The sequence below is a fragment of the Streptomyces sp. NPDC020489 genome (assembly GCF_044386545.1).
In the GTDB taxonomy this organism is placed as follows: domain Bacteria; phylum Actinomycetota; class Actinomycetes; order Streptomycetales; family Streptomycetaceae; genus Streptomyces.
In genome coordinates, this window is sequence record NZ_JBIRUZ010000006.1 from 346,531 (window position 1) to 370,131 (window position 23,601).

20 protein-coding genes are annotated in these 23,601 nt (G+C 72.4%); 6 read left to right on the top strand and 14 right to left on the bottom strand.

Annotation, left to right across the window (positions count from 1 at the left end):
• Positions 1–3 precede the first annotated feature (3 nt).
• The 8 genes from ACH41F_RS18675 to ACH41F_RS18710 form a co-directional block, all read right to left on the bottom strand.
• Positions 4–1,143, bottom strand: a complete 1,140-nt coding sequence (locus ACH41F_RS18675) for an acyl-CoA dehydrogenase family protein (protein ID WP_391234183.1) — start codon at positions 1,141–1,143, stop codon at positions 4–6.
• Between the two features lie 55 nt (positions 1,144–1,198).
• Positions 1,199–3,040 carry a biotin carboxylase N-terminal domain-containing protein gene (locus ACH41F_RS18680; RefSeq protein ID WP_398836609.1) on the bottom strand — a complete coding sequence of 614 codons (1,842 nt, stop codon included), beginning with the start codon at positions 3,038–3,040 and terminating at the stop codon, positions 1,199–1,201.
• 14 nt (positions 3,041–3,054) lie between these two features.
• Complete coding sequence (locus ACH41F_RS18685; protein ID WP_398836611.1) at positions 3,055–4,653, bottom strand: acyl-CoA carboxylase subunit beta; 1,599 nt, start codon at positions 4,651–4,653, stop codon at positions 3,055–3,057.
• A complete protein-coding gene (locus ACH41F_RS18690) occupies positions 4,650–6,320 on the bottom strand; it encodes an acyclic terpene utilization AtuA family protein (protein ID WP_398836613.1) in 1,671 nt (556 codons plus the stop codon). Before ACH41F_RS18690 ends, ACH41F_RS18685 begins: the two co-directional genes overlap by 4 nt.
• Positions 6,317–7,111: a TIGR03084 family metal-binding protein gene (locus ACH41F_RS18695; protein WP_398836614.1), complete on the bottom strand. Its 795-nt coding sequence runs from the start codon at positions 7,109–7,111 to the stop codon at positions 6,317–6,319. The genes ACH41F_RS18690 and ACH41F_RS18695 overlap by 4 nt, the downstream gene beginning before the upstream one ends.
• 81 nt (positions 7,112–7,192) lie before the next feature.
• Positions 7,193–9,625, bottom strand: coding sequence for a hypothetical protein (locus tag ACH41F_RS18700; protein ID WP_391234178.1), 2,433 nt, complete (start codon positions 9,623–9,625; stop codon positions 7,193–7,195).
• An 85-nt stretch (positions 9,626–9,710) separates the two neighbouring features.
• Positions 9,711–10,655: an EamA family transporter gene (locus ACH41F_RS18705; protein ID WP_398836616.1), complete on the bottom strand. Its 945-nt coding sequence runs from the start codon at positions 10,653–10,655 to the stop codon at positions 9,711–9,713.
• A gap of 93 nt (positions 10,656–10,748) precedes the next feature.
• Positions 10,749–13,664 carry an FAD-binding and (Fe-S)-binding domain-containing protein gene (locus ACH41F_RS18710; RefSeq protein ID WP_398836618.1) on the bottom strand — a complete coding sequence of 972 codons (2,916 nt, stop codon included), beginning with the start codon at positions 13,662–13,664 and terminating at the stop codon, positions 10,749–10,751.
• A gap of 80 nt (positions 13,665–13,744) precedes the next feature.
• Between ACH41F_RS18710 and serC the strand changes: the two genes are divergently transcribed.
• A complete protein-coding gene (gene serC / locus ACH41F_RS18715; protein WP_391234175.1) occupies positions 13,745–14,863 on the top strand; it encodes a phosphoserine transaminase in 1,119 nt (372 codons plus the stop codon).
• Positions 14,864–14,926: 63 nt separating this feature from the next.
• On the opposite strand, the gene ACH41F_RS18720 is transcribed toward serC, so the two are convergent.
• Complete coding sequence (locus ACH41F_RS18720; protein WP_398836619.1) at positions 14,927–15,862, bottom strand: NADP-dependent oxidoreductase; 936 nt, start codon at positions 15,860–15,862, stop codon at positions 14,927–14,929.
• Between the two features lie 66 nt (positions 15,863–15,928).
• Here ACH41F_RS18720 and ACH41F_RS18725 point away from each other — a divergent pair, with 66 nt between their 5' ends.
• Entirely contained in the window at positions 15,929–16,345 is a 417-nt protein-coding gene (locus tag ACH41F_RS18725; RefSeq protein ID WP_391234173.1) for a winged helix-turn-helix transcriptional regulator, read from the top strand.
• 81 nt (positions 16,346–16,426) lie between these two features.
• Here ACH41F_RS18725 and ACH41F_RS18730 read toward each other — a convergent pair whose 3' ends face one another.
• Together ACH41F_RS18730 and ACH41F_RS18735 are read right to left on the bottom strand one after the other, a co-directional pair.
• Positions 16,427–17,236, bottom strand: coding sequence for an ABC transporter permease (locus ACH41F_RS18730; protein ID WP_398836621.1), 810 nt, complete (start codon positions 17,234–17,236; stop codon positions 16,427–16,429).
• The gene (locus ACH41F_RS18735) at positions 17,233–18,195 is read right to left on the bottom strand and encodes an ATP-binding cassette domain-containing protein (RefSeq protein WP_391234171.1); all 963 of its coding nucleotides are present in this window, start codon (positions 18,193–18,195) and stop codon (positions 17,233–17,235) included. The genes ACH41F_RS18730 and ACH41F_RS18735 overlap by 4 nt, the downstream gene beginning before the upstream one ends.
• Before the next feature lie 90 nt (positions 18,196–18,285).
• Here ACH41F_RS18735 and ACH41F_RS18740 point away from each other — a divergent pair, with 90 nt between their 5' ends.
• Complete coding sequence (locus ACH41F_RS18740; protein ID WP_391234170.1) at positions 18,286–19,047, top strand: TetR/AcrR family transcriptional regulator C-terminal domain-containing protein; 762 nt, start codon at positions 18,286–18,288, stop codon at positions 19,045–19,047.
• A gap of 16 nt (positions 19,048–19,063) precedes the next feature.
• Here ACH41F_RS18740 and ACH41F_RS18745 read toward each other — a convergent pair whose 3' ends face one another.
• Positions 19,064–20,044 (bottom strand): WD40 repeat domain-containing protein, encoded by a 981-nt coding sequence (locus ACH41F_RS18745; RefSeq protein ID WP_391234169.1) that lies wholly within the window; start codon positions 20,042–20,044, stop codon positions 19,064–19,066.
• A gap of 84 nt (positions 20,045–20,128) precedes the next feature.
• Between ACH41F_RS18745 and ACH41F_RS18750 the strand changes: the two genes are divergently transcribed.
• Positions 20,129–20,845, top strand: coding sequence for a GDSL-type esterase/lipase family protein (locus ACH41F_RS18750; protein WP_391234168.1), 717 nt, complete (start codon positions 20,129–20,131; stop codon positions 20,843–20,845).
• A 29-nt stretch (positions 20,846–20,874) separates the two neighbouring features.
• Here the strand turns inward: ACH41F_RS18750 and ACH41F_RS18755 are convergent, their stop codons facing one another.
• Positions 20,875–21,294 carry a hypothetical protein gene (locus tag ACH41F_RS18755; RefSeq protein ID WP_391234167.1) on the bottom strand — a complete coding sequence of 140 codons (420 nt, stop codon included), beginning with the start codon at positions 21,292–21,294 and terminating at the stop codon, positions 20,875–20,877.
• Positions 21,295–21,377: 83 nt separating this feature from the next.
• Here ACH41F_RS18755 and ACH41F_RS18760 point away from each other — a divergent pair, with 83 nt between their 5' ends.
• Both ACH41F_RS18760 and ACH41F_RS18765 read left to right on the top strand, forming a co-directional pair.
• Positions 21,378–22,190, top strand: coding sequence for a helix-turn-helix domain-containing protein (locus ACH41F_RS18760; protein WP_398836623.1), 813 nt, complete (start codon positions 21,378–21,380; stop codon positions 22,188–22,190).
• Positions 22,187–22,369 carry a DUF397 domain-containing protein gene (locus tag ACH41F_RS18765; protein WP_398836624.1) on the top strand — a complete coding sequence of 61 codons (183 nt, stop codon included), beginning with the start codon at positions 22,187–22,189 and terminating at the stop codon, positions 22,367–22,369. Before ACH41F_RS18760 ends, ACH41F_RS18765 begins: the two co-directional genes overlap by 4 nt.
• 203 nt (positions 22,370–22,572) lie before the next feature.
• Here the strand turns inward: ACH41F_RS18765 and ACH41F_RS18770 are convergent, their stop codons facing one another.
• Positions 22,573–23,562 (bottom strand): aldo/keto reductase, encoded by a 990-nt coding sequence (locus ACH41F_RS18770; RefSeq protein WP_391234164.1) that lies wholly within the window; start codon positions 23,560–23,562, stop codon positions 22,573–22,575.
• Positions 23,563–23,601 lie beyond the last annotated feature (39 nt).

Here is a 23,601-nt window from a genome sequence, read left to right on the forward strand (position 1 = left end):
GGCCTAGTACGACTTGGGCAGACCCAGGGTCTGGTGGGAGACGTAGTTGAGGATCATCTCCCTGCTCACCGGGGCGATACGGGCCACGCGCGCGGCGGTGATCAGCGAGGCGAGTCCGAACTCGCGGGTGAGGCCGTTGCCGCCGAGGGTGTGCACGGCCTGGTCGACGGCCTTCACGCACGCCTCCCCCGCCGCGTACTTCGCCATGTTTGCGGCCTCGCCCGCGCCCACGTCGTCGCCCGCGTCGTACAGGTGGGCCGCCTTCTGCATCATCAACCGGGCCAGTTCGAGGTCGATGTGGGCCTGCGCCAGGGGGTGGGCGATGGCCTGGTGGGCGCCGATGGGGGTGTTCCAGACGGTGCGGTCGCGCGCGTACTCGATGGCCTTCGCCAGGGCGTACCGGCCCATGCCGATCGCGAAGGCGGCGGTCATGATCCGTTCGGGGTTGAGGCCGGCGAAGAGTTGGAGGAGGCCCGCGTCCTCGTCGCCGACGAGCGCGTCGGCGGGGAGGCGTACGTCGTCGAGGGTGAGCTCGAACTGCTTTTCCTGGGCGTTGAGTTCCATCTCGATGTGGCGCCTGCCGAAGCCCGGGGCGTCGCGCGGGACGATGAAGAGGCAGGGCTTGAGGCGGCCGGTGCGGGAGTCCTGGGTGCGGCCGACGACGAGGGTGGCGTCGGCTATGTCCACGCCGCTGACGAAGACCTTGCGGCCGGTGAGGAGCCAGTCCCCGGTGTCGGGGTCGCGGCGGGCGGTGGTGGTGATGCGGTGGGAGTTGGAGCCGGCGTCGGGTTCGGTGATGCCGAAGGCCATGGTGCGGGTGCCGTCGGCGAGGGCGGGGAGCCAGTTGCGCTTCTGGGACTCCGTGCCGAAGCGGGCGATGACGGTGCCGCAGATGGCGGGGGACACGATCATCATCAGCAGGGGGGCGCCGGCGGCGCCGAGTTCCTCCAGGACGAGGGAGAGTTCGGCGATGCCGCCGCCTCCGCCTCCGTACTCCTCGGGGAGGTTGACGCCGAGGTAGCCGAGCTTGGCCGCCTCGGACCACAGGGCTTCCCGGTCGTAGGTACGGCCGTGGCGTTTGCCCAGGGCGGCTACGGCTGTGCGGAGGGCTTTGTGTTCTTCGGATTCGATCGTGGACGGCATGGGACTCCTCCTGGGTGCGAGTTGTCTGTGGCTGGTCGCGCAGTTCCCCGCGCCCCTAGGTGGGTTCCACCACCGCCAGTAGGGAGCCGACCGTTACCTGTTGGCCGGGTACTACCTGCAGCGCCGTGAGCGTGCCTTTCACCGGCGCCGTGATCCGGTGTTCCATCTTCATCGCCTCCAGCCACAGGAGGGGTTGGCCCGCTTCCACGGCGACCCCCTCCGCCAGCCCGTCGGCGACCCGTACGACCGTTCCCGGCATGGGGGCCAGGAGGGAACCCGGGGCGAGCTGGGCCGTCGGGTCCGGGAAGCGGGGCAGGGCCCGCAGCGCCGTGGCGCCCACGTACAGCTGGTCGCCGTATCTCGCCACCTCGAACGTCCGGCGCACTCCCTCCACTTCGAGGACGACCAGGCTCGCGTCCGCGTGCAGAACCCGCACCCCGTCCGCCTCCAGGCCGTTCCTGGTGTGCCGGTAGCGGACCTCGTGCTCCTCGCCCGCCATGGCGTACCGCTTCGTCTGCGGGGCCGAGGGCAGGTTGCGCCAGCCGCCGAAGCGGGAGCGGCCGACCGCGTCCGCGAGGGCCGCCGCCAGGGGGGCGTGCGGGTCCCCGGTGCCGCCGACGAGTTGGGTGAGGTGGCGGTCGTAGAAGCCGGTGTCCATGCGGGCCGTGGTGAACTCCTTGTGGCGCAGGGAGTTGACGAGCAGGTCCCGGTTGGTGGTGGGGCCGTGGATCGTGGCCCTTTCCAGGGCGCCCGCCAGTCTGCGGACGGCCTCCTTGCGGGTGGGGGCGTGGGCGACGACCTTGGCGAGCATCGGGTCGTAGTGGACGCCGATCGCGTCGCCGTCCGCGTAGCCCGTGTCCAGGCGGACGGTGTCCGGGACGCTCAGGCGGTGCAGGGTGCCCGTCTGGGGGGTCCAGTCGGTCGCCGGGTCCTCGGCGTAGAGGCGGGCCTCGATCGCGTGGCCGCGCGCGGGGGGCGGTTCGGGCGGGAGGGCGTGGCCCTCGGCGACACGGATCTGCTCGGCCACCAGGTCGAGGCCGAACACAGCCTCCGTGACCGGGTGTTCGACCTGGAGGCGGGTGTTCATCTCCAGGAAGTGCGCGGTGTTCCCGGCGACGAGGAACTCGACGGTGCCCGCGCCGACGTAGGCGACAGCGCGCGCCGCGCGTACGGCGAGCGCGTGCAGTTCCGTCACGAGCCCCTCGGGGAGCCCGGGTGCCGGCGCCTCCTCGATGACCTTCTGGTGGCGGCGCTGGAGGGAGCAGTCGCGGGTGCCCAGCGCCCACACCGTGCCGTGCGTGTCGGCGAGCACCTGCACCTCGACATGGCGCCCGTCCTCCACGTACGGCTCGACGAACACCTCGCCGTCCCCGAAGGCGCTCGCGGCCTCGGCGCGGGCGCTGTCCAGGGCTGCCGTCAGGTCCTCCATGCGGCGCACGATCCGCATGCCGCGCCCGCCGCCGCCCGCGGCGGCCTTCACCAGCACCGGCAGGTCGGACTCGCTCACGTCACCCAGCGGCGCGAGTCCCATGAGCTGCTTCGCGCGTGTCTTGGACGCCATCGCCTCGATCGCGGACGGCGGCGGGCCGATCCAGACCAGGCCCGCGTCCAGGACGGCCCGGGCGAAGTCGGCGTTCTCGGAGAGGAAGCCGTACCCGGGGTGCACGGCGTCGGCGCCGGAGGCGAGGGCCGCCTTCACGATCAGGTCGGCGCGCAGATAGGTGTCGGCGGGGGCCGCGCCCGGGAGCCGTACGGCCGCGTCCGCCACGCGGGTGTGCAGGGCGTTCGCGTCCGGGTCCGAGTGCACGGCGACGGTCCGGATGCCCAGCTCGTGGCAGGTGCGGAAGATCCGGCAGGCGATCTCGCCCCGGTTGGCGACGAGCACAGAAGTGATCACTGAAGGGTTCCCTCTCACATCCGGAAGACGCCGAAGCCGCCGCGTGCGCCCTCGTAGGGGGCGGTGTGGATCGCGGACAGGCACAGTCCCAGTACCGTCCGGGTGTCGCGGGGGTCGATGACGCCGTCGTCGTAGAGCCGCCCGGACAGGAACATCGGCAGCGACTCGGACTCGATCTGCTGCTCGACCAGGGCGCGCAGGGCGGCGTCGCCCTCGTCGTCGTAGGGCTGTCCCTTGGCCGCCGCCGACTGGCGGGCCACGATGGAGAGCACGCCCGCGAGCTGCTGGGGGCCCATCACGGCCGACTTGGCGCTGGGCCAGGCGAACAGGAAGCGGGGGTCGTAAGCCCGTCCGCACATGCCGTAGTGGCCGGCGCCGTAGGAGGCGCCCATGAGTACGGACAGGTGCGGGACGCGGGAGTTGGAGACCGCGTTGATCATCATCGCGCCGTGTTTGATGATGCCGCCCTGCTCGTACTCCTTGCCGACCATGTAGCCGGTGGTGTTGTGCAGGAAGAGCAGAGGGATGTCGCGCTGGTTGGCGAGCTGGATGAACTGGGCCGCCTTCTGGGACTCCTCGGAGAACAGCACGCCCTGGGCGTTGGCCAGCACCCCGATCGGGTAGCCGTGCAGCGCCGCCCACCCCGTCACCAAGCTCGTCCCGTACAGCGGCTTGAACTCGTCGAAGTCGGAGGCGTCGACGATCCGGGCGATGACCTCGCGGGGGTCGAAGGGTGTCTTCAGATCGCCGGGGACGATTCCCAGCAGTTCCTCCGCGTCGTATGTGGGCGGTTCGGCCGGGCCCGGATCGCCGTACGCCTTGCGGTGGTTGAGGCGGGCGACCACCCGCCGGGCCTGGCGCAGCGCGTCCCGCTCGTCCACGGCGAAGTAGTCGGCGAGCCCGGACACGCGCGCGTGCATCTCGGCGCCGCCGAGGGACTCGTCGTCGCTCTCCTCGCCGGTGGCCATCTTCACCAGCGGCGGCCCGCCGAGGAAGACCTTCGCGCGCTCTTTGACCATGATCACGTGGTCGGACAGGCCGGGGACGTACGCGCCGCCGGCGGTGGAGTTGCCGAAGACGACGGCGACCGTGGGGATCCCGGCGGCGGAGAGCCGGGTGAGGTCGCGGAAGATGGCGCCGCCGGGGATGAAGATCTCCTTCTGGGAGGGCAGGTCGGCGCCTCCCGACTCCACCAGGCTGATGCAGGGCAGCCGGTTGGCGAGCGCGATGTCGTTGGCGCGCAGGGCCTTCTTCAGCGACCAGGGATTGCTGGCGCCGCCGCGCACGGTGGGGTCGTTGGCGGTGATCAGGCACTCCACGCCCTCGACGACCCCGATGCCGGTGACGAGCGAGGCGCCGACCGTGTAGTCGCTGCCCCAGGCGGCGAGCGGGGACAGTTCCAGGAAGGGGGTGTCGGGGTCGAGGAGCAGCTCGATGCGCTCACGGGCGAGTAGCTTGCCGCGCCCCCGGTGCCGCCCGAGGTACTTCTCGCCGCCCCCCGCGAGGGCCTTGGCGTGCTCGGCGTCCAGCTCGGCGAGCTTGGCGAGCATGGCCTCGCGGTGGGCGCGGTAGTCGGGGCCGGTGGTGTCCAGCGTCGATGGCAGGACGGTCACAGCAGGGCCTCCGGTATGTCGAGGTGGCGGGAGCGCAGCCATTCGCCGAGCGCCTTGGCCTGCGGGTCGAAACGGTGCTGGGCGGCGACACCGGCGCCGAGGATGCCCTCGACGACGAAGTTGAGGGCCCGCAGGTGCGGCAGGAGGTGTCGGGTGACCGTCAACTCGGCTGTCTCCGGGAGCAGTTCGCGGAAGAGGTCGACGGTGAGGGTGTGCGCGAGCCACCGCCAGGCCTCGTCGGTGCGGGCCCACACGCCGACGTTGGCGTTCCCGCCCTTGTCGCCGCTGCGGGCGCCGACGACGAGCCCGAGCGGGGCCCGGCGGGTGGGGCCCGGTGGGAGCGGCGCGGGCAGGGGCGGCTCGGGTACGGCGTCGAGGACGAGGGTGTCCTGGGCCGGTGGCACGGTCAGCCGCCGTCCGTCGTGGAGGACGGCCACCTGGGTCACGGCGTCCTGGGGGACGTACGCCTCCTCGAAGACCCCGTAGGGCGCGCCCTTCCCGGGGGGTGCGAGGACGTGGAAGCCGGGGTAGCTGGCGAGGGCCAGCTCGATGGCCGCCCCGCTCAGCGCCCGCCCCACGGCCTCCTGGTCGGGGTCCCGTACGACGAGCCGCAGCAGCGCGCTCGCGGTCTCCTCGGTGTCGGCGTCGGGCCGGTCGGTGCGGACGAGGTCCCAGCGGACGTCGGCGACCTTGCCGAGGTGGGGGGCCATCTGTGCCCGCGCCAGGTCCGCCTTGGCCTCGATGTCGAGCCCGGTCAGGACGAAGACGACCTCGTTGCGGAACCCGCCGAGCCGGTTGCGGCCGACCTTGAGGGTCGGTGGCGGGGCCTCGCCCCGGACGCCCTCGATCCGGACGCGGTCGGGGCCGTCCTGGGTGAGGCGGACGGTGTCGAGGCGGGCGGTGACATCGGGCCCGGCGTACCGGGCGCCGCCGGTCTCGTACAGCAGCTGCGCGGTCACCGTGCCGACGTCGACGAAGCCGCCGGTGCCGGGGTGCTTGGTGATGACCGCCGTACCGTCCTCGTGGAGCTCGGCGAGGGGGAAGCCGGGTCTGCGGACGTCCCCTTCCCGGAAGAAGGCGTAGTTCCCGCCGGTCGCCTGTGTGCCGCACTCCAGCACGTGCCCGGCGACGACGGCCCCCGCCAGCCGGTCGTGCGCCCCGGGACCCCAGCCGAAGTGGGCGGCGGCGGGCCCGGTGACCAGGGCCGCGTCGGTCACGCGTCCGGTGACCACGATGTCGGCGCCCTCGCGCAGACAGGCGGCGATGCCGAAGCCGCCGAGGTAGGCGTGGGCGGCGAGGGCGCCGGGGTGGTGCGCGGTCAGGTCGTCGCCCTCGACGTGGGCGACACGGACGGGGATGCCGAGCCGCTCGGCCGCCTCCCGTACCCGGCCCGCGAGTCCGGCGGGGTTGAGTCCCCCGGCGTTGGTGACGATCCGTACGCCCCGCTCGTGCGCGAGGCCCAGGCACTCCTCCAGCTGCCGCAGGAAGGTGCGGGCGTATCCGGCGCCGGGGTCCTTCATCCGGTCGCGGCCGAGGATGAGCATGGTCAGTTCGGCGAGGTAGTCGCCGGTGAGGACGTCGAGCTCGCCGCCGGTGAGCATCTCGTGCAGGGCGTCGAACCGGTCGCCGTAGAAGCCGGAGGCGTTGCCGACCCGCAGAACCGTCACGCCGGGCCCTCCTTCGGCTTGCGCCCGTCCCCCGGCGGTCCCGCGAAGGCCTGGGCGATGTCCAGCCAGCGGTCGGCGTCCGGGCCGTCGGCGCGCAGGGCGAGGTCGGCGCGGTGGGCGCGCTGGGTGACCAGGAGGCAGAAGTCGAGGGCGGTGCCGGTGACCCGCTCTCCGGCGTTCTCGGGGCCGTAGGCCCACAACTCGCCGGTCGGGGCGCGCAGTTCGATCCGGAACTCGCCGGGCGGCGGGGTCAGTCCGTGCACCCCGAAGGCGAAGTCGCGGGTGCGGACACCGAGGCGGACGATGTGCCGGAGCCGGTCGGTGGGGGCGCGGGACACGTCCAGCGCCTCGGCGACGTCCTGGCCGTGGGCCCAGGTCTCCATGAGCCGGGCCGTGGCCATGGAGGCGGTGGCCATGGGCGGGCCGTACCAGGGGAAGCGGGCACCGGGCGGCGCCTCGCGCAGCGCCCGGTCGAGCGCGGCACGACCCTCCCGCCACCGCGCCAGCAGCTCGCCGGGCGCCAGCCCGGCCCCCTCCTCCGCGCCGTCGTCGACGAAGGACCCCGGGTGGGCGAGGGCCTTGTCGACCAGCGCCCGGAACGCGTCCTCGTCGGTCACGGCCAGCAGCGCCGAGTGGTCCGTCCAGGCGAGGTGGGCGATCTGGTGGGCGATGGTCCACCGGGGTGCGGGGGTCGCGAGGCGCCAGCGCTCGGGGCTCAGCCCGGCGACCAGCCGGTCGAGCTCCTCGCTCTCGGCGCGCAGATCGTCGAGCACGGGTGTCGGGTCTGCCATGGGGCGAGAATGGCAGCCGGCCCAAAAACAAGCAAGCATGCTTGCATTGATTTATTGCCGAGGCGGTCTCGGTCAGCGCACTCAGTCGGCGTCGCTCAGCACACCCGGACCAGGACCGCCGTCCGGCGCGCGGGCGGGTGGGACGGCCGGGGCCGGAGCGGCAGGGGGTTCCGCGAGGCGGTCGAGGAGACGCCTGCGAAGCGGGCGGAGCCAGGGCGCGCGGCGGTAGTTGTTGTGCCGCTCCAACGGCCAGAAGACGGGCTGGGCCGGCGTCCGGCGGGGGCTCGCGACCGCCGGGTCGCCTGTCGGGTTCACCCCGTCCTTCCACTCCACGTCCTCGAACCGGCCGCTCGCGGCCATGTCCCCCATGACCGGTCCCGCCAGCACGTCCGTGGTGCGGTGGACGTTGGTCCAGGCGCGCAGGGTCGCCAGTGAACGGATCGAGTCGTCGGGCGCGTATCCCGGGTAGTGCCGCTGGAACACCACCCCGACCGGGCTGCCCGTGGTGAGCAGGGCGATGCGCGGGCGCAGGTCGGGCCGGACCTGCCACAGCGCCGCGACCGCGATGACGGACCCCATCGAGTGCGCCTGGATCAGCATGCGCCGCTCGTTGCCGTCCAGCAGGTGCTCGATGCGGTGCACCAGTTCGGGGACGGTCCGCACCGCCCAGGCCGCCGGGGTGAACGGATGCGCCGCCCGCGGCCAGAACGCGCCGAACGCCCAGGCCAGCCCGGCGTTCCGGCGCATCTCGGGCCGCAGCACGATAGCCCGTACGGCGAAGGCGGCCACCGCGACGAGGCCGACCAGGATGACGGCCCCGAGGGTCGTCAGCTGCTTCAGCCCGGCGGCCGTCACCTCCCGTACCCCCGCCAACCAGGAGCCGTCGCCGACCCAGTACGCCCCGTACATGGCACAGGTGAGCAGGACGACCAGCACCGCGAGGGTGGCCAGACCGCGGTCGTACCAGATCAGGGCGCGGGTCTTGGTGTACTCCGCGAAGCGCAGCACCGCCTCCTGGCTCTGGTTGTCCGCGGTGTCGTCGGCGTCCGCGCCGGGTTCGGGCGCGGGCGGAGGGTCCTGCGGCCGCCACGGCCCGCGTACGGCGACGAAGGCGGCGGCGACCGCGCCCACCCCCGCGGCGATCAGCACCACCAGCGGGAAGGCCGCCGCGACCACCTGGACGGCCCTCGGGATGCGGGCCGCGTAAGCGTCGCCGTCGGGGGTGAGCCAGCCCTGGGCCCACAGGGAGAACGCGGCCGTGTACAGCCAGCCGGTGAAGCAGGCCAGCACGCCCACCACCGGCCCCAGCAGCCCGAACAGGGTGGTCCTCGCCGCCGTGCCGGACTCCCCCGCGAGCATGGCGAGACAGGCGGCGACCATCAGCGCGAGCCCCACGCCCTGGGCGATGACCACGTAGTTCGCCTCGGCACCCATGCCGGGCAGCATGACGGAACGCTCGCGGGCGGCGGCCCAGTCCCGGCTCGGCACCGCGCAGCACACCATGGCGGCGACCGTCACCAGCAGGCAGGCGATGACGGCGGCCCGCGCGTGCCGCAGGGGCCACAGGCGCCGGCGCCGGGGCCGGCCCACGGTTTCCTCGCGCCGGACGTAGCCCGCCCGGAAGTACGGGCCGTCGATCACCACGAGGGCGGCCATGACCAGGGTCAGCACGAACACGGTCAGGGCGAGGGCTGCGTCGCCCGCGCGCAGGTCGTACTGGAGCGGCGGGACGATCAGGAGCATGGCCACGGTGAGCAGCCCCGCACACAGGTGCCGGGTGGCCAGGCCCCGGGCGCGGGTGTTGTGCTCCCAGAAGCCGCGGACCTCCAGGGGCCGGCGGGTGTGTCCGTCGCAGCGGTGCCGGTCCCGCTCCTCGTCCTGCTCGTAGTCCTCGCGGGAGGCGGTCCTGAGGACCGGGCGGTACTCGCGTTTGGCGTCCCGGGCGCTGAACGCCATCAGGGTGCCGACGATCAGGGGCGCGAGGGCCGCCAGCGCCAGACCCGTGCCGGTGTCCGGCCGGCGGGCCGCGGTCACCGCGAAGTTGTCCGGGACGCAGTCGGCGACGGCGGCTCCGCACTGCCAGACGACCTGGTCCATGGCGGTCTGTCCGAAGACGCCGACGAGCATCACGGTCAGGGAGAGTCCGAGCAGCCGCGCCCCGAAGCTGTACAGCGAGCCCTGCCAGGAGCGGTCGGGCAGCCGCGGCTGCATCCAGGTCACCAGGTTGATCACGAGGAACGGCAGCAGGAAGAGCCAGACCGCCCGGCCGGCACCGCCGATCAGCAGCCGGGGCCAGTCGTACACCTCCCGCAGCACCGGCGGCCCGTCCGGATCCGGCTCGGCGGCCCGGTACCAGCCCGCGCTGTCGTCGCCGCTCACCTGCCGGACTTCGGACGGCCGCAGCGCCTCCTCGCGGTCCACCACGCCGGTCCCGGGGATGACCAGTTCCACCAGTTCGGTCGTCGACGGCCGGGGAGGCGCGCCGGTCTGCCCGTCCGGTACTCCGTTGTCCATGAGAGCTCAGGGTGAGGCCGGTCAGGACCGCTGACAATGCGCATAACGTACGAGAAGCCGGTTGCCCGGGGGGAGCGGCGGCGGGTCAACTCCCCTGCGGTTCCCCGAGGTTCGCCTTCCTGCGGCCCACCTGGGTGCGCACCGCCCCCATGCTCGCGGCGATGACCAGGGCGATGGCGGCGGACTCGGTGGTGGTGAGGGCCTGGTCCAGGACGAGGAAGCCGGCGGTGGCGGCGACGGCGGGTTCGAGGCTCATCAGGATGGCGAAGGTGGAGGCGGGCAGGCGGCGCAGGGCGAGGAGTTCGAGGGTGTAGGGCAGGACGGAGGAGAGGAGCGCCACCGCCGAGCCGAGGAGGATCGTCGTGGGGTCGAGGAGCTTCGTGCCCGACTCGGCGATCCCCAGCGGCAGGAACATCAGCGCCGCGGCCCCCATCGCCAGGGCCAGTCCGTCGGCCTGCGGGAAGCGGCGTCCGGTGCGCGCGCTGAAGACGATGTACGCCGCCCACATCGCCCCCGCGGCCAGGGCGAACGCCACACCCGCCCGGTCCAGGCTCCCGAAGCCCCCGCCGCCGAGCAGGAACACGCCCGCCAGGGCCAGTCCGGCCCACACGAGGTTGATCGCCCGGCGGGAGGCCAGGACGGAGAGCGCGAGGGGGCCGAGGACCTCCAGGGTGACCGCCGGGCCCAGCGGGATGCGCGCGACCGACTGGTAGAACAGGCCGTTCATCGCGGCCATGGTGAGGCCGAAGACCACCACCGTGCCCCAGTCCGCCCGCGAGTGGCCGCGCAGCCTGGGACGGCAGATCACCAGCAGCACCAACGCCGCCGCGACCAGCCGCAGGGTCACCACACCCATCGCCCCGGCCCGCGGCATCAGGCTGACCGCCAGCGCCCCGCCGAACTGCACCGAGATCCCGCCGGCCAGCACCAGCCCGACGGGGCCGAGCGAACCGCGGCGGCGCGGGGCACCGGCCGGGGCCGGGACGACCGGCGTGGCGGTGGACGGGACGGCGGCGCTGGGGGTGGTCACGGGGCCTTCCAGGGGGCTCGGCACACGGCTATGTTCATCGGGGTGTACTACCGAGTCCAGGGTAATGGACTACGCCAGGTGCGTGAACCCCTTTTACGACTGTCCCCGACCGGCCGGCCCCGCTCCAGGGTCTTTCGTCCCTTGGTCCTCCCCCAGCCCCTCCTCCCCCAGCCCCTCCTCCCCCAGCCCCTCAGCCAGCACCTCCGCCAGATGCCGCCCTCGCGTCCCCGCCAGCTGCTCCAGCTGCGTCCGGCACGAGAACCCGTCGGCGAGGATCACCGCGTCGGGGTCCGCCGCCCGTACCGCGGGCAGGAGCTGGTCCTCGGCGCAGGCGCGGGACACCTCGAAGTGGCCCTTCTCGAAGCCGAAGTTGCCCGCGAGCCCGCAGCAGCCGGAGGCCAGCTCGCCGGTGAGGCCCGCCGCCTCGCGCAGCCGGCGCTCGGCGGCCTCGCCGAGGACCGCGTGCTGGTGGCAGTGGGTCTGGCCGGTGACCGGGCGGTTCAGCCGAGGCGGGGTCCACTCCGGCGCCAGGCGCTCCAGGGCCTCCGCGAAGGTCACCACCCGGGCGGCCAGGCGTCCCGCCCGCTCGTCGTCGTGGAGCAGCTCGGGCAGGTCCGTGCGCAGGGCCGCCGCGCAGCTCGGTTCCAGGACGAGCACGAGGAGGTCCGTCTGAAGGACCGGTGCCATCAGGTCGAGGGTGCGGCGCATGACCGTACGGGCGCGGTCCAGCTGGCCCGTGGAGACGTAGGTCAGGCCGCAGCAGACCCGGCCCCGGCGGGCGGCCAGGGGCCGGAAGCCTCCCCGGGACGGGATCAGCGTCGGGGGCAGGACCGTCGAGATGCCCGCCGCCCTGAGGACCCGTACCGCCGCCCGGCCCACCGACGGCGACAGATGCTCGGTGAAGGTGTCCGGCCACAGGACCACCCTCCCGCGCGGCCCGTCACCGCGCCCGGCCTCGCGGCGGGCCCACCACCGGGTGAACGTCCGCGTCGCCACCCGGGGAAGCGCGCGCTCGGGCGCGATCCCGCCGAGCCGCTTGCCCAGCGTCGCGACCGGCCCGACCGCGGCGAGGGCGTTGAACAGGCGCGCCGTGCGGGTACGGGCCACCGCCCGCAGCCACACCGGCAGCCGGCCCATCGAGTGGTGCGCGGCGGGGCGGCGCCGCCCCGCGTAGTGGTGGTGCAGGAACTCCGCCTTGTAGGTGGCCATGTCGACGCCGACCGGGCAGTCGGAACGGCAGCCCTTGCAGGACAGGCACAGATCCAGCGCGTCCCGTACCTCTGTCGACCGCCAGCCCCCGGTGACCAGTTCGCCCGCGAGCATCTCGTGCAGCAGCCGGGCGCGCCCGCGCGTGGAGTGCTCCTCCTCGCCGGTCGCGCGGAAGGAGGGGCACATGACGGAGGATCCGGGCGCGGACGTCGTACGGCACTTCGCGACGCCCACGCACCGGCGGACCGCCGCGGAGAAGTCACCGCCGTCGGCGGGGTAGCCGAAGGCCACGTCGACCGGCTCGCGGGGCAGGACGGAGAAGCGGAGGTTCGCGTCCAGCGGCGCCGGGCGGACCAGCATCCCGGGGTTCAGCAGGTCGTCCGGGTCCCACACCGCCTTCGCCCGCTCGAACAGGCCCACCAGCTCCGGTCCGTACATCCGCGGCAGCAGCTCCGCCCGCGCCTGCCCGTCCCCGTGCTCCCCGGACAGCGAACCGCCGTGCGCCACCACCAGATCGGCCAGCTCCTCGGAGAAGCGCCGGAAGCGGGCCACCCCCGCCTCGGTCAGCAGGTCGAAGTCGATACGGACGTGGATGCAGCCGTCCCCGAAGTGCCCGTACGGCGTCCCGCGCAGTCGGTGCTCGGCGAGCAGCCCCCGGAAGTCGCGCAGATAGGCGCCCAGCCGGGCCGGCGGCACCGCGCAGTCCTCCCAGCCGGGCCACGCCTCGCTGCCGTCCGGCATCCGGGTGGCCGTCCCGGCGGCGTCCTCGCGGATCCGCCACAGGGCGCGCTGTCCCGCCGGGTCGGTCACCACCACCGCGTCCAGGACGTCGGCGGCCCGCACGATCGTCCGCGCACGCGCGCGTGCCTCGGCCTGCGTGGCGCCGCCCGTCTCCACGAACAGCCACGCCCCGCCCCGGGGCAGCGCGACCGCCGAGGGCACCAGGTCGGCCGCCATGCCCTCCACCGTCAGCGGGCGGTGCGGCAGCAGCCCGGCGGCGGCCTCGGCGGCCGCGCCCTCGTCCGGGTATCCGAGGACCGCGAGGGCCCGCGCGCGGGGCGGCTCGACGAGCGTCACGACGGCTTCGGTGAGGATCCCCCAGGTGCCCTCGCTCCCGCAGAACGACCGGGCGACGTCCGCGCCCTGCTCCGGCAGCAGCGCGTCCAGCGCGTACCCCGAGATCCGGCGCGGCAGCTCCGGGAACCCGGTCCGCAGCCGCGCCAGGTCTCCCGCCACCAGCTCCCGCAGCCCCTCGGGCGCCCCCGCCCAGTCCTGCGCGGGCCGCAGCCGCCGGCCGCGCGCGGTCACGACCTCCAGCTCCCGCACGTTGTCCGCGGTCGTCCCCCACGCCACCGAGTGCGCGCCGCACGAGTTGTTCCCGATCATCCCGCCGAGCGTGCACCGGCTGTGCGTGGAGGGGTCCGGCCCGAACCGCAGCCCGTGCGGGGCGGCGGCCTCCTGGAGCCGGTCGAGGACGAGACCGGGCTGGACGACGGCGGTGCGCGACACAGGGTCGAGGGAGAGCAGCCGGTTCATGTGCCGGGTGAGGTCCAGCACGACTCCGGTGCCGGTGGATTGTCCTGCGATGGAGGTGCCGCCGCCGCGCGCGACCACGGGCACCCCGTGCGTGCGGCAGACCTCCAGCGCGGCGGCCACGTCGTCGGCGTCCCGGGGCGCGACGACGCCGAGCGGGACCCGCCGGTAGTTGGAGGCGTCCATGGTGTGCAGCGCGCGGGAGGTGACGTCGAACGCCACCTCGCCCCGGACCGCCCGGCGCAGACCGGCCTCGAGATCCGTCATGGGTCCAGCATTCCAAACCCCACGTCTCAGCCGACGGACTACGTTTCGCCCCTGTTTCCCCCACCGGCTAACCTCACCCCGTGGCTGAGATCCAGATTCCCGCTGACATCAAGCCCGCCGACGGACGTTTCGGCGCTGGCCCCTCCAAGGTGCGGACGGAAGCGCTGGACGCGCTGGCCGCGACCGGTACCTCTCTCCTCGGCACCTCCCACCGCCAGGCCCCCGTGAAGAACCTGGTCGGGCAGGTGCGCGAGGGCATCGGTGAGCTGTTCTCCCTGCCCGAGGGGTACGAGGTCGTCCTCGGCAACGGCGGCTCCACCGCGTTCTGGGACGTGGCGACGCACGGCCTGATCGAGAACAGGTCGCAGCACCTGACCTTCGGCGAGTTCAGCTCGAAGTTCGCCAAGGCCGCCAAGCTCGCCCCGTGGCTGGGTGACCCGACCGTCATCGCCTCCGACCCCGGCACGCACCCGGACGCCGAGGCCGAGGAGGGCGTCGACGTCTACGCCCTCACGCACAACGAGACCTCCACCGGTGTCGCCATGCCGATCAAGCGTGTGGCCGGTGCCGACGAGGGCTCCCTCGTCGTGGTCGACGCGACCTCCGGCGCCGGCGGCCTGCCGGTCGACATCACCGAGACGGACGTCTACTACTTCGCCCCGCAGAAGTCCTTCGCCGCCGACGGCGGCCTGTGGATCGCGATCTTCTCCCCGGCGGCGATCGAGCGCGCCGAGCGGATCCACGCCTCCGGTCGGCACGTGCCGGAGTTCTTCAGCCTGCCGACGGCGATCGACAACTCCCGCAAGAACCAGACGTACAACACCCCGGCCCTGGCCACCCTCTTCCTGCTCAACCAGCAGCTGGAGTGGCTCAACGGTCAGGGCGGCCTGGACTTCGCCGTGCGCCGCACCGCGACCTCCGCGCGGACGCTGTACGGCTGGGCCGAGGACGTCAAGTTCGCGAGCCCGTTCGTCACCGACCCGGCCAAGCGCTCCCAGGTCATCGGCACCATCGACTTCTCCGACGAGATCGACGCCGCCGCGATCGCCAAGGTCCTGCGCGCCAACGGCATCGTCGACACCGAGCCCTACCGCAAGCTCGGCCGCAACCAGCTGCGCGTCGCCATGTTCCCGGCGATCGACCCGGCCGACGTCGAGGCACTGACGAAGTGCGTCGACTACGTCATCGAGAAGCTCTGAGCACTCCCGTACGACCGTGAAGGGCGCCCAGCGACACGCCGGGCGCCCTTCGACGTACCGGCGTCACGGCACCAGTACGAGCTTGCCGGTCGTCCGCTTCTCCTCGATCGCCCGGTGCGCCGCCGCGGCCTCGGACAAGAGGTACGTCCGCTCGACCGCGACCGTCAGCCGCCCGTCCTCGATGCGCCGGGTGATCGGCTCCAGCGCCCGCCCGGACGGCTCGGCGGCGACCCACACGTACCGCAGCCCGCGCGCACCGGCCCGCTCCTCGTCGACGCCGGGGTCGATCGAGGCCCCGATGAGCAGACCGCCCGGCTTGAGCACGTCCAGCGATCGCGGCCCGTACGCGCCGCCCACCAGGTCCAGGACCACGTCCACCGGCTCCACTGCCGCCCGGAAGTCCCCGGCGGTGTAGTCGACCAGTTCGTCGGCGCCCAGTCCGCGCAGCCAGGCGTGCTTGCCCGGCCGCGCGGTGCCGATGACATGTGCCCCCAGTTCCCTGGCCAGTTGCACCGCGACATGGCCCACGCCGCCGGCCGCCGCGTGGATCAGGACCCGGTCACCCGGAGCCACCCGCGCCAGCACGGACAGCGCCTGCCACGCGGTGATCGCGACCAGCGGCACGGCCGCGGCCCGCGCGAGGTCGAGGTTCCTCGGCTTCGGGGCCAGCGCGGCCGCCGGTGCGACGACGTACTCGGCGTACGCGCCGCGTGCCGAGACCGGCAACATGCCGTACACCTCGTCCCCCGCCCCGAACCGGGTCACGCCCTCCCCCACCCGCTCCACGACCCCGGCGACGTCGTTCCCCGGCGTCCACGGCAGGGTCACCAGCTCCAGCACCCGTCCGGACCGCAACACCGTGTCCCCGGGGTTCACTCCGGCCCCCGCGACCCGCAACAGCACTTCCCCCGGCCCGGGTTCGGGCACGTGGGTCTCGGCGTACGTCAGTACCTCGGGGCCGCCGAACGCGGACTGGACGATGGCTCGCATACGGTTCATGCGCTCATCCTCGGGCGCGTCGATCCCCGCGCGGAAGAAGGCACTTGTCTGGTATCGAGGTTCCTCATGGATACCGGCTTCGACCTCAGAGAACACGGCGGCGTGAACGTCTTCCTGCGCGACTGCCCCACCCGTGCCGTGCTGGAGGTGATCGCGAGCAAGTGGACGATGCTGGTGCTGGTGGCCCTGGAGGACGGCCGGCCGATGCGGTTCACCGAACTGCGGCGCCGTCTGGACGGCGTGACCCAGAAGGTGCTGACCTCGACCCTGCGCTCCCTGGAACGCGAGGGCCTGCTGGACCGTACCGTCTACCCGACCGTCCCCCCGCGCGTGGAGTACCGACTGACGGCCCTGGGGCGGGAGATGGGCGGCCTGATCCAGAACATCACCGACTGGTCCCAGGCGAACATCGCCACCATCCGGGCGGCCCGTGAGGAGTTCGACGCCCGAGCGGCGACCGATCCGGAGCCGGTACGACGGTGAGGGGCGCCCGGTGCCGTGACCGGGCGCCCCTCCCGGACCAGATGGTCCGGTGGAAGGAGTCCGAGCCGTACGCCGACGACGTTACCGACTCAGCCTCCGGAACCTCCGTACCGCCAGCGGCAGGAAGATCGCGGTGAGGATCATCGGCCACACGCACGCCATGAGCAGGGCGTGCTGCTCGACCCAGGAGTCACCGGCGCCGACCGGGGTGCCGAACAGGTCGCGGGTGGCGGCGGAGGTGGAGGAGATCGGGTTCCAGGCGGCCACCGCGCCGAGCCAGTCGGGCATCAGCTGGGGCGCGACGAAGATGCTGGAGATCATCGTCAGCGGGAAGGCGACCGCGAACAGCCCGCCCGCCGCCTCCGGGTTGGGCACGATGAGCCCCAGCCACACCCCGACCCAGATCAGCGCGAACCGCAGCCACAGCAGCAGCCCGAAGGCCGCGACGAAACCGAGGCCGCCGTCCGGACGCCAGCCCATGGCGACCGCGGTCAGCATCATGATGGCCAACTCGGCGCAGGCGCCGAGCAGATCGGTGACCCCGCGTCCGGCCACGACCGCGGAGGAGGCCATCGGCATGGAGCGGAACCGGTCGATCACGCCCTTGGTGGCGTCGTACACCACGAGGGTCGCGGTGTTGATGAAGCCGAAGGCCATGGTCATCACGAACATCCCGGGCATCAGGAAGTCCTTGTAGTCCCCGCCGCCGGGCACCTGCATGGCGCTGCCGAAGACATAGCCGTAGAGCAGGACGGAGAGAATCGGGAAGCCCAGCTGCCAGGCGATGTTGACCGGTTGGCGCTGGTAGTGGGTCAGGCCGCGGCGGACGATGTTCCAGACGTCGGCGAGGACCCAGTAGGTACGGCCGCGGGTGGTCTCCAGGGCGCTCACGCGGCGGCCTCCTTCTCCGTGCGGTGTCCGGTCAGGCGCAGGAAGACGTCGTCGAGGCTGGGCCTGCGCAGCCCGATGTCCTCGACGCGGACCCCCTCGTCCTGGAGGGTGCGGGCGACCTCGGTGAGCGCGGAGACCCGGTCGACGACGGGGGCGTGGACGCGCAATTCGCCCTCCTCCGCCTCGGGTTCGCCGTCCGAGACCCGGGCGACGACCTTCACCACCTGCGGGATGTCGGCTCGTTCGGCGACCACGACCTCGATCCGGTCGCCGCCGACCGCGCTCTTCAGCCCGTCCGGGGTGTCGTCGGCGATGGCCCGCCCCTGGTCGATGACGGTGATGCGGGAGGCCAGCTTGTCGGCCTCCTCCAGGTACTGCGTGGTCAGCAGGACGGTGGTGCCGCTCGCCACCAGCGCCCGCACCGAGTCCCAGACCTCGCCGCGGCTGCGCGGGTCGAGTCCGGTCGTCGGCTCGTCCAGGAACAGCACGGCCGGGGCGAGGATCATGGAGGCGGCGAGGTCGAGGCGGCGCCGCATGCCGCCGCTGTACTTGCCGACCCCCTTGTCGGCGGCGTCGGTGAGCTCGAACTGCTCCAGCAGCTCGGTGGCCCGCGCCTTGGCCCGCCTGCCGCCGAGGTGGAAGAGACGGCCGAACATCTCCAGGTTCTGCCGTCCGGTGAGTACCTCGTCCACGGCCGCGTACTGCCCCGTCAGCCCGATGCGGGCGCGCACCTCGCGGGGCTGTCGGGCCACGTCCAGACCGGCCACCGTCGCCCGTCCGCCGTCCAGTCGGACGAGGGTGGACAGGATGCGGACGGCGGTGGTCTTGCCGGCGCCGTTCGGCCCGAGCAGGCCGTGCACGGTGCCCTCGCGGACGGCCAGGTCGAAGCCGTCGAGGGCGCGTTTGTCGCCGTACCGCTTCTCCAGCGCCTCGGCCAGGACGGCGTGTCCGTCGGTCATGGTTCCCCCTTCTCTCCTTAACTGAGTACACCGTACCCGATTACGCGTACGCCGTACCCAGTTTTTTTCGGGGGCAACTAAACTGCCCGCATGACGAACGGTTCGGAGACCAGCGGCAGCGGCGACATCGTCCGCACCCTGGAGCTGCTGTGGGACACCGGCCGGCGGCCCAGCCGCGGGCCCAAGCCGGCCCTCACCCTCGACCGGATCGTGGAAGCGGCCGTCCAGGTGGCGGACGCGGACGGCCTCCCGGCGGTGTCGATGCGCCGTGTCGCCACCGAGCTGGGCACCGGCGCGATGTCGCTGTACCGGTACGTCCCCGGCAAGGGCGAGCTGCTCGACCTGATGCTGGACCGCGTGCAGCGCCCCTCGGAGAACCCGGCGGACCTCGGCGACGGCACCTGGCGCTCGGCCCTGGAGGCGATGGGCCGCGCCACCCTCGCCCTGTACCGCCGCCACCCCTGGCTGCTCCAGGTCAACCAGTCCCGCCCGATCCTCGGCCCGAGCGCCCTGGACGGCATGGAGAAGATCCTCAGCCGCATCAAGCCGATGGGCCTGACCGACCCCGAGCTGGTCTCGGTGATCATCATGATCGACGGTTACGTCGTCGGCGCCGCCCGCACCCAGCTGTACGCGCAGGAGGTCGAGCGCCGGACCGGCCTGACGGACGCCGAGTTCTGGCAGGCCCAGGTGCCGACGCTGGAGAAGGTCATGGCCAGCGGCCGCTACCCGGTGCTGGCCGCCCTCTCCGAGGACGCCTTCGGCACCGACTTCGACCACTTCGAGTTCGGACTGCAACGCGTCCTCGACGGCCTCGAGGTGCTCGTGTCACAGCGTCGCACCCAACCCTGATCCGGGCCCCGGCGCCTCACCCCCGGCGCCGCAACCGCCGGAAGCCGAACACGACCGCGACGACCGCGGCCACGGCGAGGGCCCCGACCTTGACGTTCCCGTCGTCGGAGCCGCTGCCACCGCTCGCCTGACCCGAACCCCCGCCACCTGACGGCGAGTTGGACGATCCGTCGCCCCCGGGCGCGTCCTCGGCCACCACCTCGCTGCCCGCGCCCTCGCTGCCGAGCATCAGTTTCGTGCCGTCGGGCGAGTAACTGACGGACTCCCCCTGCCCGATGGGCACGCTGATCCGGCCGCCGCGCTTGAGGTCGCCGCCGTTCCAGTCGTACCAGACACCGCCGAAGTAACCGCGTACGGCGAGCTGTCGGCCGTTCGGCGAGAAGGCGGCGTCGGTGGCCCAGAGGTCGACGGCCTTGGTGGGCCGGAAGACGTTGGCGCCGGAGGCGGACAGCTCGGCGGGACCCTCGTACAGGTGCCCGCCGTCCTCCTGCTTGTCGATGATGTAGACGCGCCCGCTCTTCGGGTGGACGATCATCGACTCGGCGTCCCGGGAGCCGTCGGAGTACTTCACGACGTACTGCTGGGCGCGCACGGTCTGGTCGACGAGCTTCTTCGGCTCGGGCAGCCGGTAGATCCACACATAGGGCCAGGTCACGCCGTCGTTGTCGCCGATGTCCCCGACATAGATCTGGTTGTCGGGCCCGATGGCGACGGCCTCGACGTCCCGCTGGGTGCCGACCCCTTGCAGGGTGATCCGCGCGACGGTCCTCCCGGTGGAGCTGTCGACGGCGTAGAGGTAGGTGCCGGTGTCCTGGTCGTTGTGGGTCCAGTAGATGCCCGGGTGCTGACGGGACGCGGCGAGCCCGCTGGACTCCGTGATGCGCGGATCCTCGATGGTGAACCCGTGGTCGCCCTCCCCGTCGGCGGCGGCCGCGGGGCTCGCGCCCGTGAGGACGAGCAGGGCAGTGACTCCGACGACACCGAGTAGCGCACGCATGCGCCCAGCTTGCCATCCCGGGGCGGGCCCCCACGTGGCACGCCTCACACCCCACCGCCCGCGGTGATCGTTCATCATGAGCGGATGCTCAGGCTCATGCCCGTCGGCGACTCCATGACGATCGGAAGCGCGGGCGAACACACATGGCGTTACCGGATGTGGCAGCACCTGCGCGACACCCACGACGGCCCCTTCGCCCTCGTCGGCCCGCGCGAGACCCTCCACGACAAGGCGACCGACGCCCCCACGTCCCACGCGTACGCCGACCCGGACTTCCCCCGCGCCCACCTCGCCGGCTGGGGCGAGGGCTGGCTGCACATGGCACCGCTGATAGGCGACGCGGTCCGCGTCTGCCAGGCCGACGTCCTGCTGGTCTCCCTCGGCCTGATCGACCTCGGCTTCTACACCAACGCCGAGCAGACGGCGGACAACGTCCGCGCCTTCGTCACGCGGGCACGCTCCGCCGAGCCCCGCGTCCGCATGGTGCTGCTCCCGGTCATCCCGAACGTCCGGGCCGCCGACGACGCCGCGTTCGGCGCGCAGGTCACCCGCTTCAACGAACTCCTCGCCAAGACGGTGGCCGACCTCGACGAGCCCCGCTCCCCCCTGCTGCTGGCCTCGCCGCCCACGGCGTACGACATCGCCCACGACACCTACGACGGCACCCACCCCAACGCGAGCGGCGAACACAAGATCGCGGCGGCCTTCGCGGCGGCCCTGCACCAGGGGTGGGGCATCGGAAAGCCCTACCGAGCACACCGCGACGGTGGGACCGGGAGCACCGTGTCGCCCCGCGGCTGAGCCCGGGACGGCCTCACGGACCACGGAGCTCACCTCGTGATGCCGGTCATGCTGCCCACCAGCTCGCACAGCAACTCCCCCGCCACGAACGGCGCCTCCTCCGACGGCGCCGAACGCCACCCCAGCGGCCAGGTGATCCCCGTCAGCGCCGGGACACCGACGTACGCCAGACCCCGGTCACTGCGCGTCAGCGCGCGCACGCCGGGTGGCCAGGTGAAGGACGTCGCGGTTTGCGGGGGCAACAGGAAGTACATGTTCCGGTCGCCCGTCGCCTCGGCCACGATCGGACCGGCCTCGAAGTCCGTGCACCGCATCAGCTCCGAGGCGACCCGCTCGGCCAGCGGTTCCTTCATCCGTACGGCGTCGAAGTGGATGCCCGCGTGCCGCAGGGCGTGGCCGGAGCCGGGGATCCAGCTCGGGATCCAGGGCGCGGCGATTCTCTCGTTCATGCCGCAAAGCGTTGCGCGCGCTCACATACTGTGACCAGAGCGGCGCAACGTCCGTGCGGGGCTGTGTACTTGGGGAGGCGGTTGTGCACTCCGGTGAACGGGGCGCGGAGAACTTGGAGATCTTCGGCTCGCTGCTGCGGTTCTACCGCGAGCGGGCGGGGGTCACCCAGGAGGCGCTGGGCAAGGAGGTCGGCTACTCCAAGTCCCAGGTGGCGATGGTGGAGCGGGGAGAGCGGGCGCCCAAGGGACAGTTCGTGGAGGTGGCGGACGAACGGCTCGGTGCACAAGGTGCACTGGTCGCTGTGGGGCAGAAACTGAAGGGCAGCCGGTTTCCGTCGTGGTTCGAGGACTACGCGGAGATGGAGGCGAGGGCCACCGCGATCTACATGTACACAACTCACGTGATCCCGGGCCTGCTTCAGACGGAGGCGTACGCGCGAGCGACCTTCGAGGTCCACCGCCCCTCGCTGGAGGACGGCGAGATCGACACCAGGCTCGCCGCTCGCATGGACCGGCAGCGGGTGCTGGAGCGGAAACCGGCGCCGGTCGTCGGCTTCGTGCTGGAGGAGCACCTCCTCAGTCGCCCGCTGGGCGGCGACCAGGCGCTGAAGGAGCAGTTGGGCCACCTTCTCGACATCGGCCGCAGCCGCAGCGTCGAGATCCAGGTGATGCCGACCGGCCGCCGGGACCACGCCGGTCTCGACGGCCCGATGATCCTGCTGGAGACCGAGGATTCCGACCGGATCGGCTATGTCGAGGGCCCGCACAACGGCTACTTCGTCACCCAGCAACCCGAGTTGGGCCAGATGTTCGCCCGGTATGGCATTCTGCGAGCGCAGGCCCTCAACCCCGAGGAGTCGGCGCAGTTGATCAGCGAGGTGGCAGGCAGGCTATGAGCACGGACCTGGACTGGTTCAAGAGCAGCTACAGCAGCGGCCAGGGCGGCGAGTGCCTGGAGGTCGCCCTCACCCCCACCACCGTCCACATCCGCGACTCCAAGACGACCGGCACCGCCTCCCCCGCCCTCCACGTGGCCCCCTCCACCTGGGCCGCCTTCCTGGCCGCCCTTGCCTAGAGCGCACTCCACGCCGTTGGCTAGGGAGGCATGAAGTACACGCAGCTCGGCGCCAACCGGCAGTTTTGACGCCCGGTTCCACAGCAGTGCATTGCTGACGCTCACCGCTCCCGCGGCCCCCGAGTGGGAACGACGAAGCCGCCGCCTCCAACTCCGCTTCGAACGCAAGCAGAAGGCGACGGCCCCTTCACAGACCCGCTACCTCACCATGCGAAGGCTTCGGGAGACGGTCCGGGACCGGGGAAGATCTCGTCCAGAGACGTCAGCAGTTCCTCGCTCAGCTCCAACTGCAGGGCGCGCAGCGCCGAGTCCAGCTGCTCCTGCGTGCGAGGGCCGACGATCGGGCCGGTGACACCGGGGCGGGTCAGCAGCCAGGCGAGCGCGGCTTCACCGGGCTCCAGGCCGTGCTTGCCGAGGAGGTTCTCGTACGCCTGGATCTGCTCGCGTGTCTTGGTGTCCTTGAGTGCGTCGGCAGCGCGACCACTTGCCCGGCGCCCCTGTGTGGCCTCCTTCTTGAGGACGCCGCCGAGTAGTCCTCCGTGCAGCGGAGACCACGGGATGACCCCGAGGCCGTAGTCCTGCGCGGCCGGGATGACCTCCATCTCGGCGCGGCGCTCAGCGAGGTTGTAGAGGCACTGCTCGCTGACCAGGCCCATGCGGCCGTGCCGGGCGGCGGTCTCGTTGGCCTGGGCGATCTTGTAGCCGGGGAAGTTGGACGACCCCGCGTAGAGGATCTTGCCCTGCTGGACCAGGACGTCGATCGCCTGCCAGATCTCCTCGAACGGCGTCGACCGGTCGATGTGATGGAACTGGTAGATGTCGATGTAGTCCGTCTGGAGCCGCTTGAGGGAGGCGTCGACGGCCCGTCGGATGTTCACCGCGGAGAGCTTGTCGTGGTTGGGCCATACGTCCCCGTCGCCCGCCATGTTCCCGTACACCTTGGTGGCGAGGACGACCTTGTCGCGCCGCCCGCCACCCTGGGCGAACCAGGTACCGATGATCTCCTCGGTGCGGCCCTTGTTCTCTCCCCACCCATAGACGTTGGCCGTATCCAGAAAGTTCAGACCCGCGTCGAGAGCGGCGTCCATGATGCCGTGGCTGGTTGATTCGTCTGTCTGCGGACCGAAGTTCATCGTGCCGAGAACGAGTCGGCTGACCTTGAGTCCGGTGCGTCCGAGCTGGGTGTACTTCATGGGCCACCAGCCAACTCCTTCGAGTCCGCTCCAAGCAAG

What these genes read in the sequence shown, in the direction of transcription:
- ACH41F_RS18765 (WP_398836624.1), top strand. Translation starts at nt 22,187, where the DNA reads ATGAGCACGGACCTGGACTGGTTCAAGAGCAGCTACAGCAGCGGCCAG.
- ACH41F_RS18695 (WP_398836614.1), bottom strand. Translation starts at nt 7,111, where the DNA reads ATGGCAGACCCGACACCCGTGCTCGACGATCTGCGCGCCGAGAGCGAG.
- ACH41F_RS18710 (WP_398836618.1), bottom strand. Translation starts at nt 13,664, where the DNA reads ATGACGGATCTCGAGGCCGGTCTGCGCCGGGCGGTCCGGGGCGAGGTG.
- ACH41F_RS18750 (WP_391234168.1), top strand. Translation starts at nt 20,129, where the DNA reads ATGCTCAGGCTCATGCCCGTCGGCGACTCCATGACGATCGGAAGCGCG.
- ACH41F_RS18770 (WP_391234164.1), bottom strand. Translation starts at nt 23,562, where the DNA reads ATGAAGTACACCCAGCTCGGACGCACCGGACTCAAGGTCAGCCGACTC.
- ACH41F_RS18735 (WP_391234171.1), bottom strand. Translation starts at nt 18,195, where the DNA reads ATGACCGACGGACACGCCGTCCTGGCCGAGGCGCTGGAGAAGCGGTAC.
- ACH41F_RS18745 (WP_391234169.1), bottom strand. Translation starts at nt 20,044, where the DNA reads ATGCGTGCGCTACTCGGTGTCGTCGGAGTCACTGCCCTGCTCGTCCTC.
- ACH41F_RS18740 (WP_391234170.1), top strand. Translation starts at nt 18,286, where the DNA reads ATGACGAACGGTTCGGAGACCAGCGGCAGCGGCGACATCGTCCGCACC.
- ACH41F_RS18700 (WP_391234178.1), bottom strand. Translation starts at nt 9,625, where the DNA reads ATGGACAACGGAGTACCGGACGGGCAGACCGGCGCGCCTCCCCGGCCG.
- ACH41F_RS18675 (WP_391234183.1), bottom strand. Translation starts at nt 1,143, where the DNA reads ATGCCGTCCACGATCGAATCCGAAGAACACAAAGCCCTCCGCACAGCC.
- ACH41F_RS18720 (WP_398836619.1), bottom strand. Translation starts at nt 15,862, where the DNA reads ATGAACCGTATGCGAGCCATCGTCCAGTCCGCGTTCGGCGGCCCCGAG.
- ACH41F_RS18755 (WP_391234167.1), bottom strand. Translation starts at nt 21,294, where the DNA reads ATGAACGAGAGAATCGCCGCGCCCTGGATCCCGAGCTGGATCCCCGGC.
- ACH41F_RS18725 (WP_391234173.1), top strand. Translation starts at nt 15,929, where the DNA reads ATGGATACCGGCTTCGACCTCAGAGAACACGGCGGCGTGAACGTCTTC.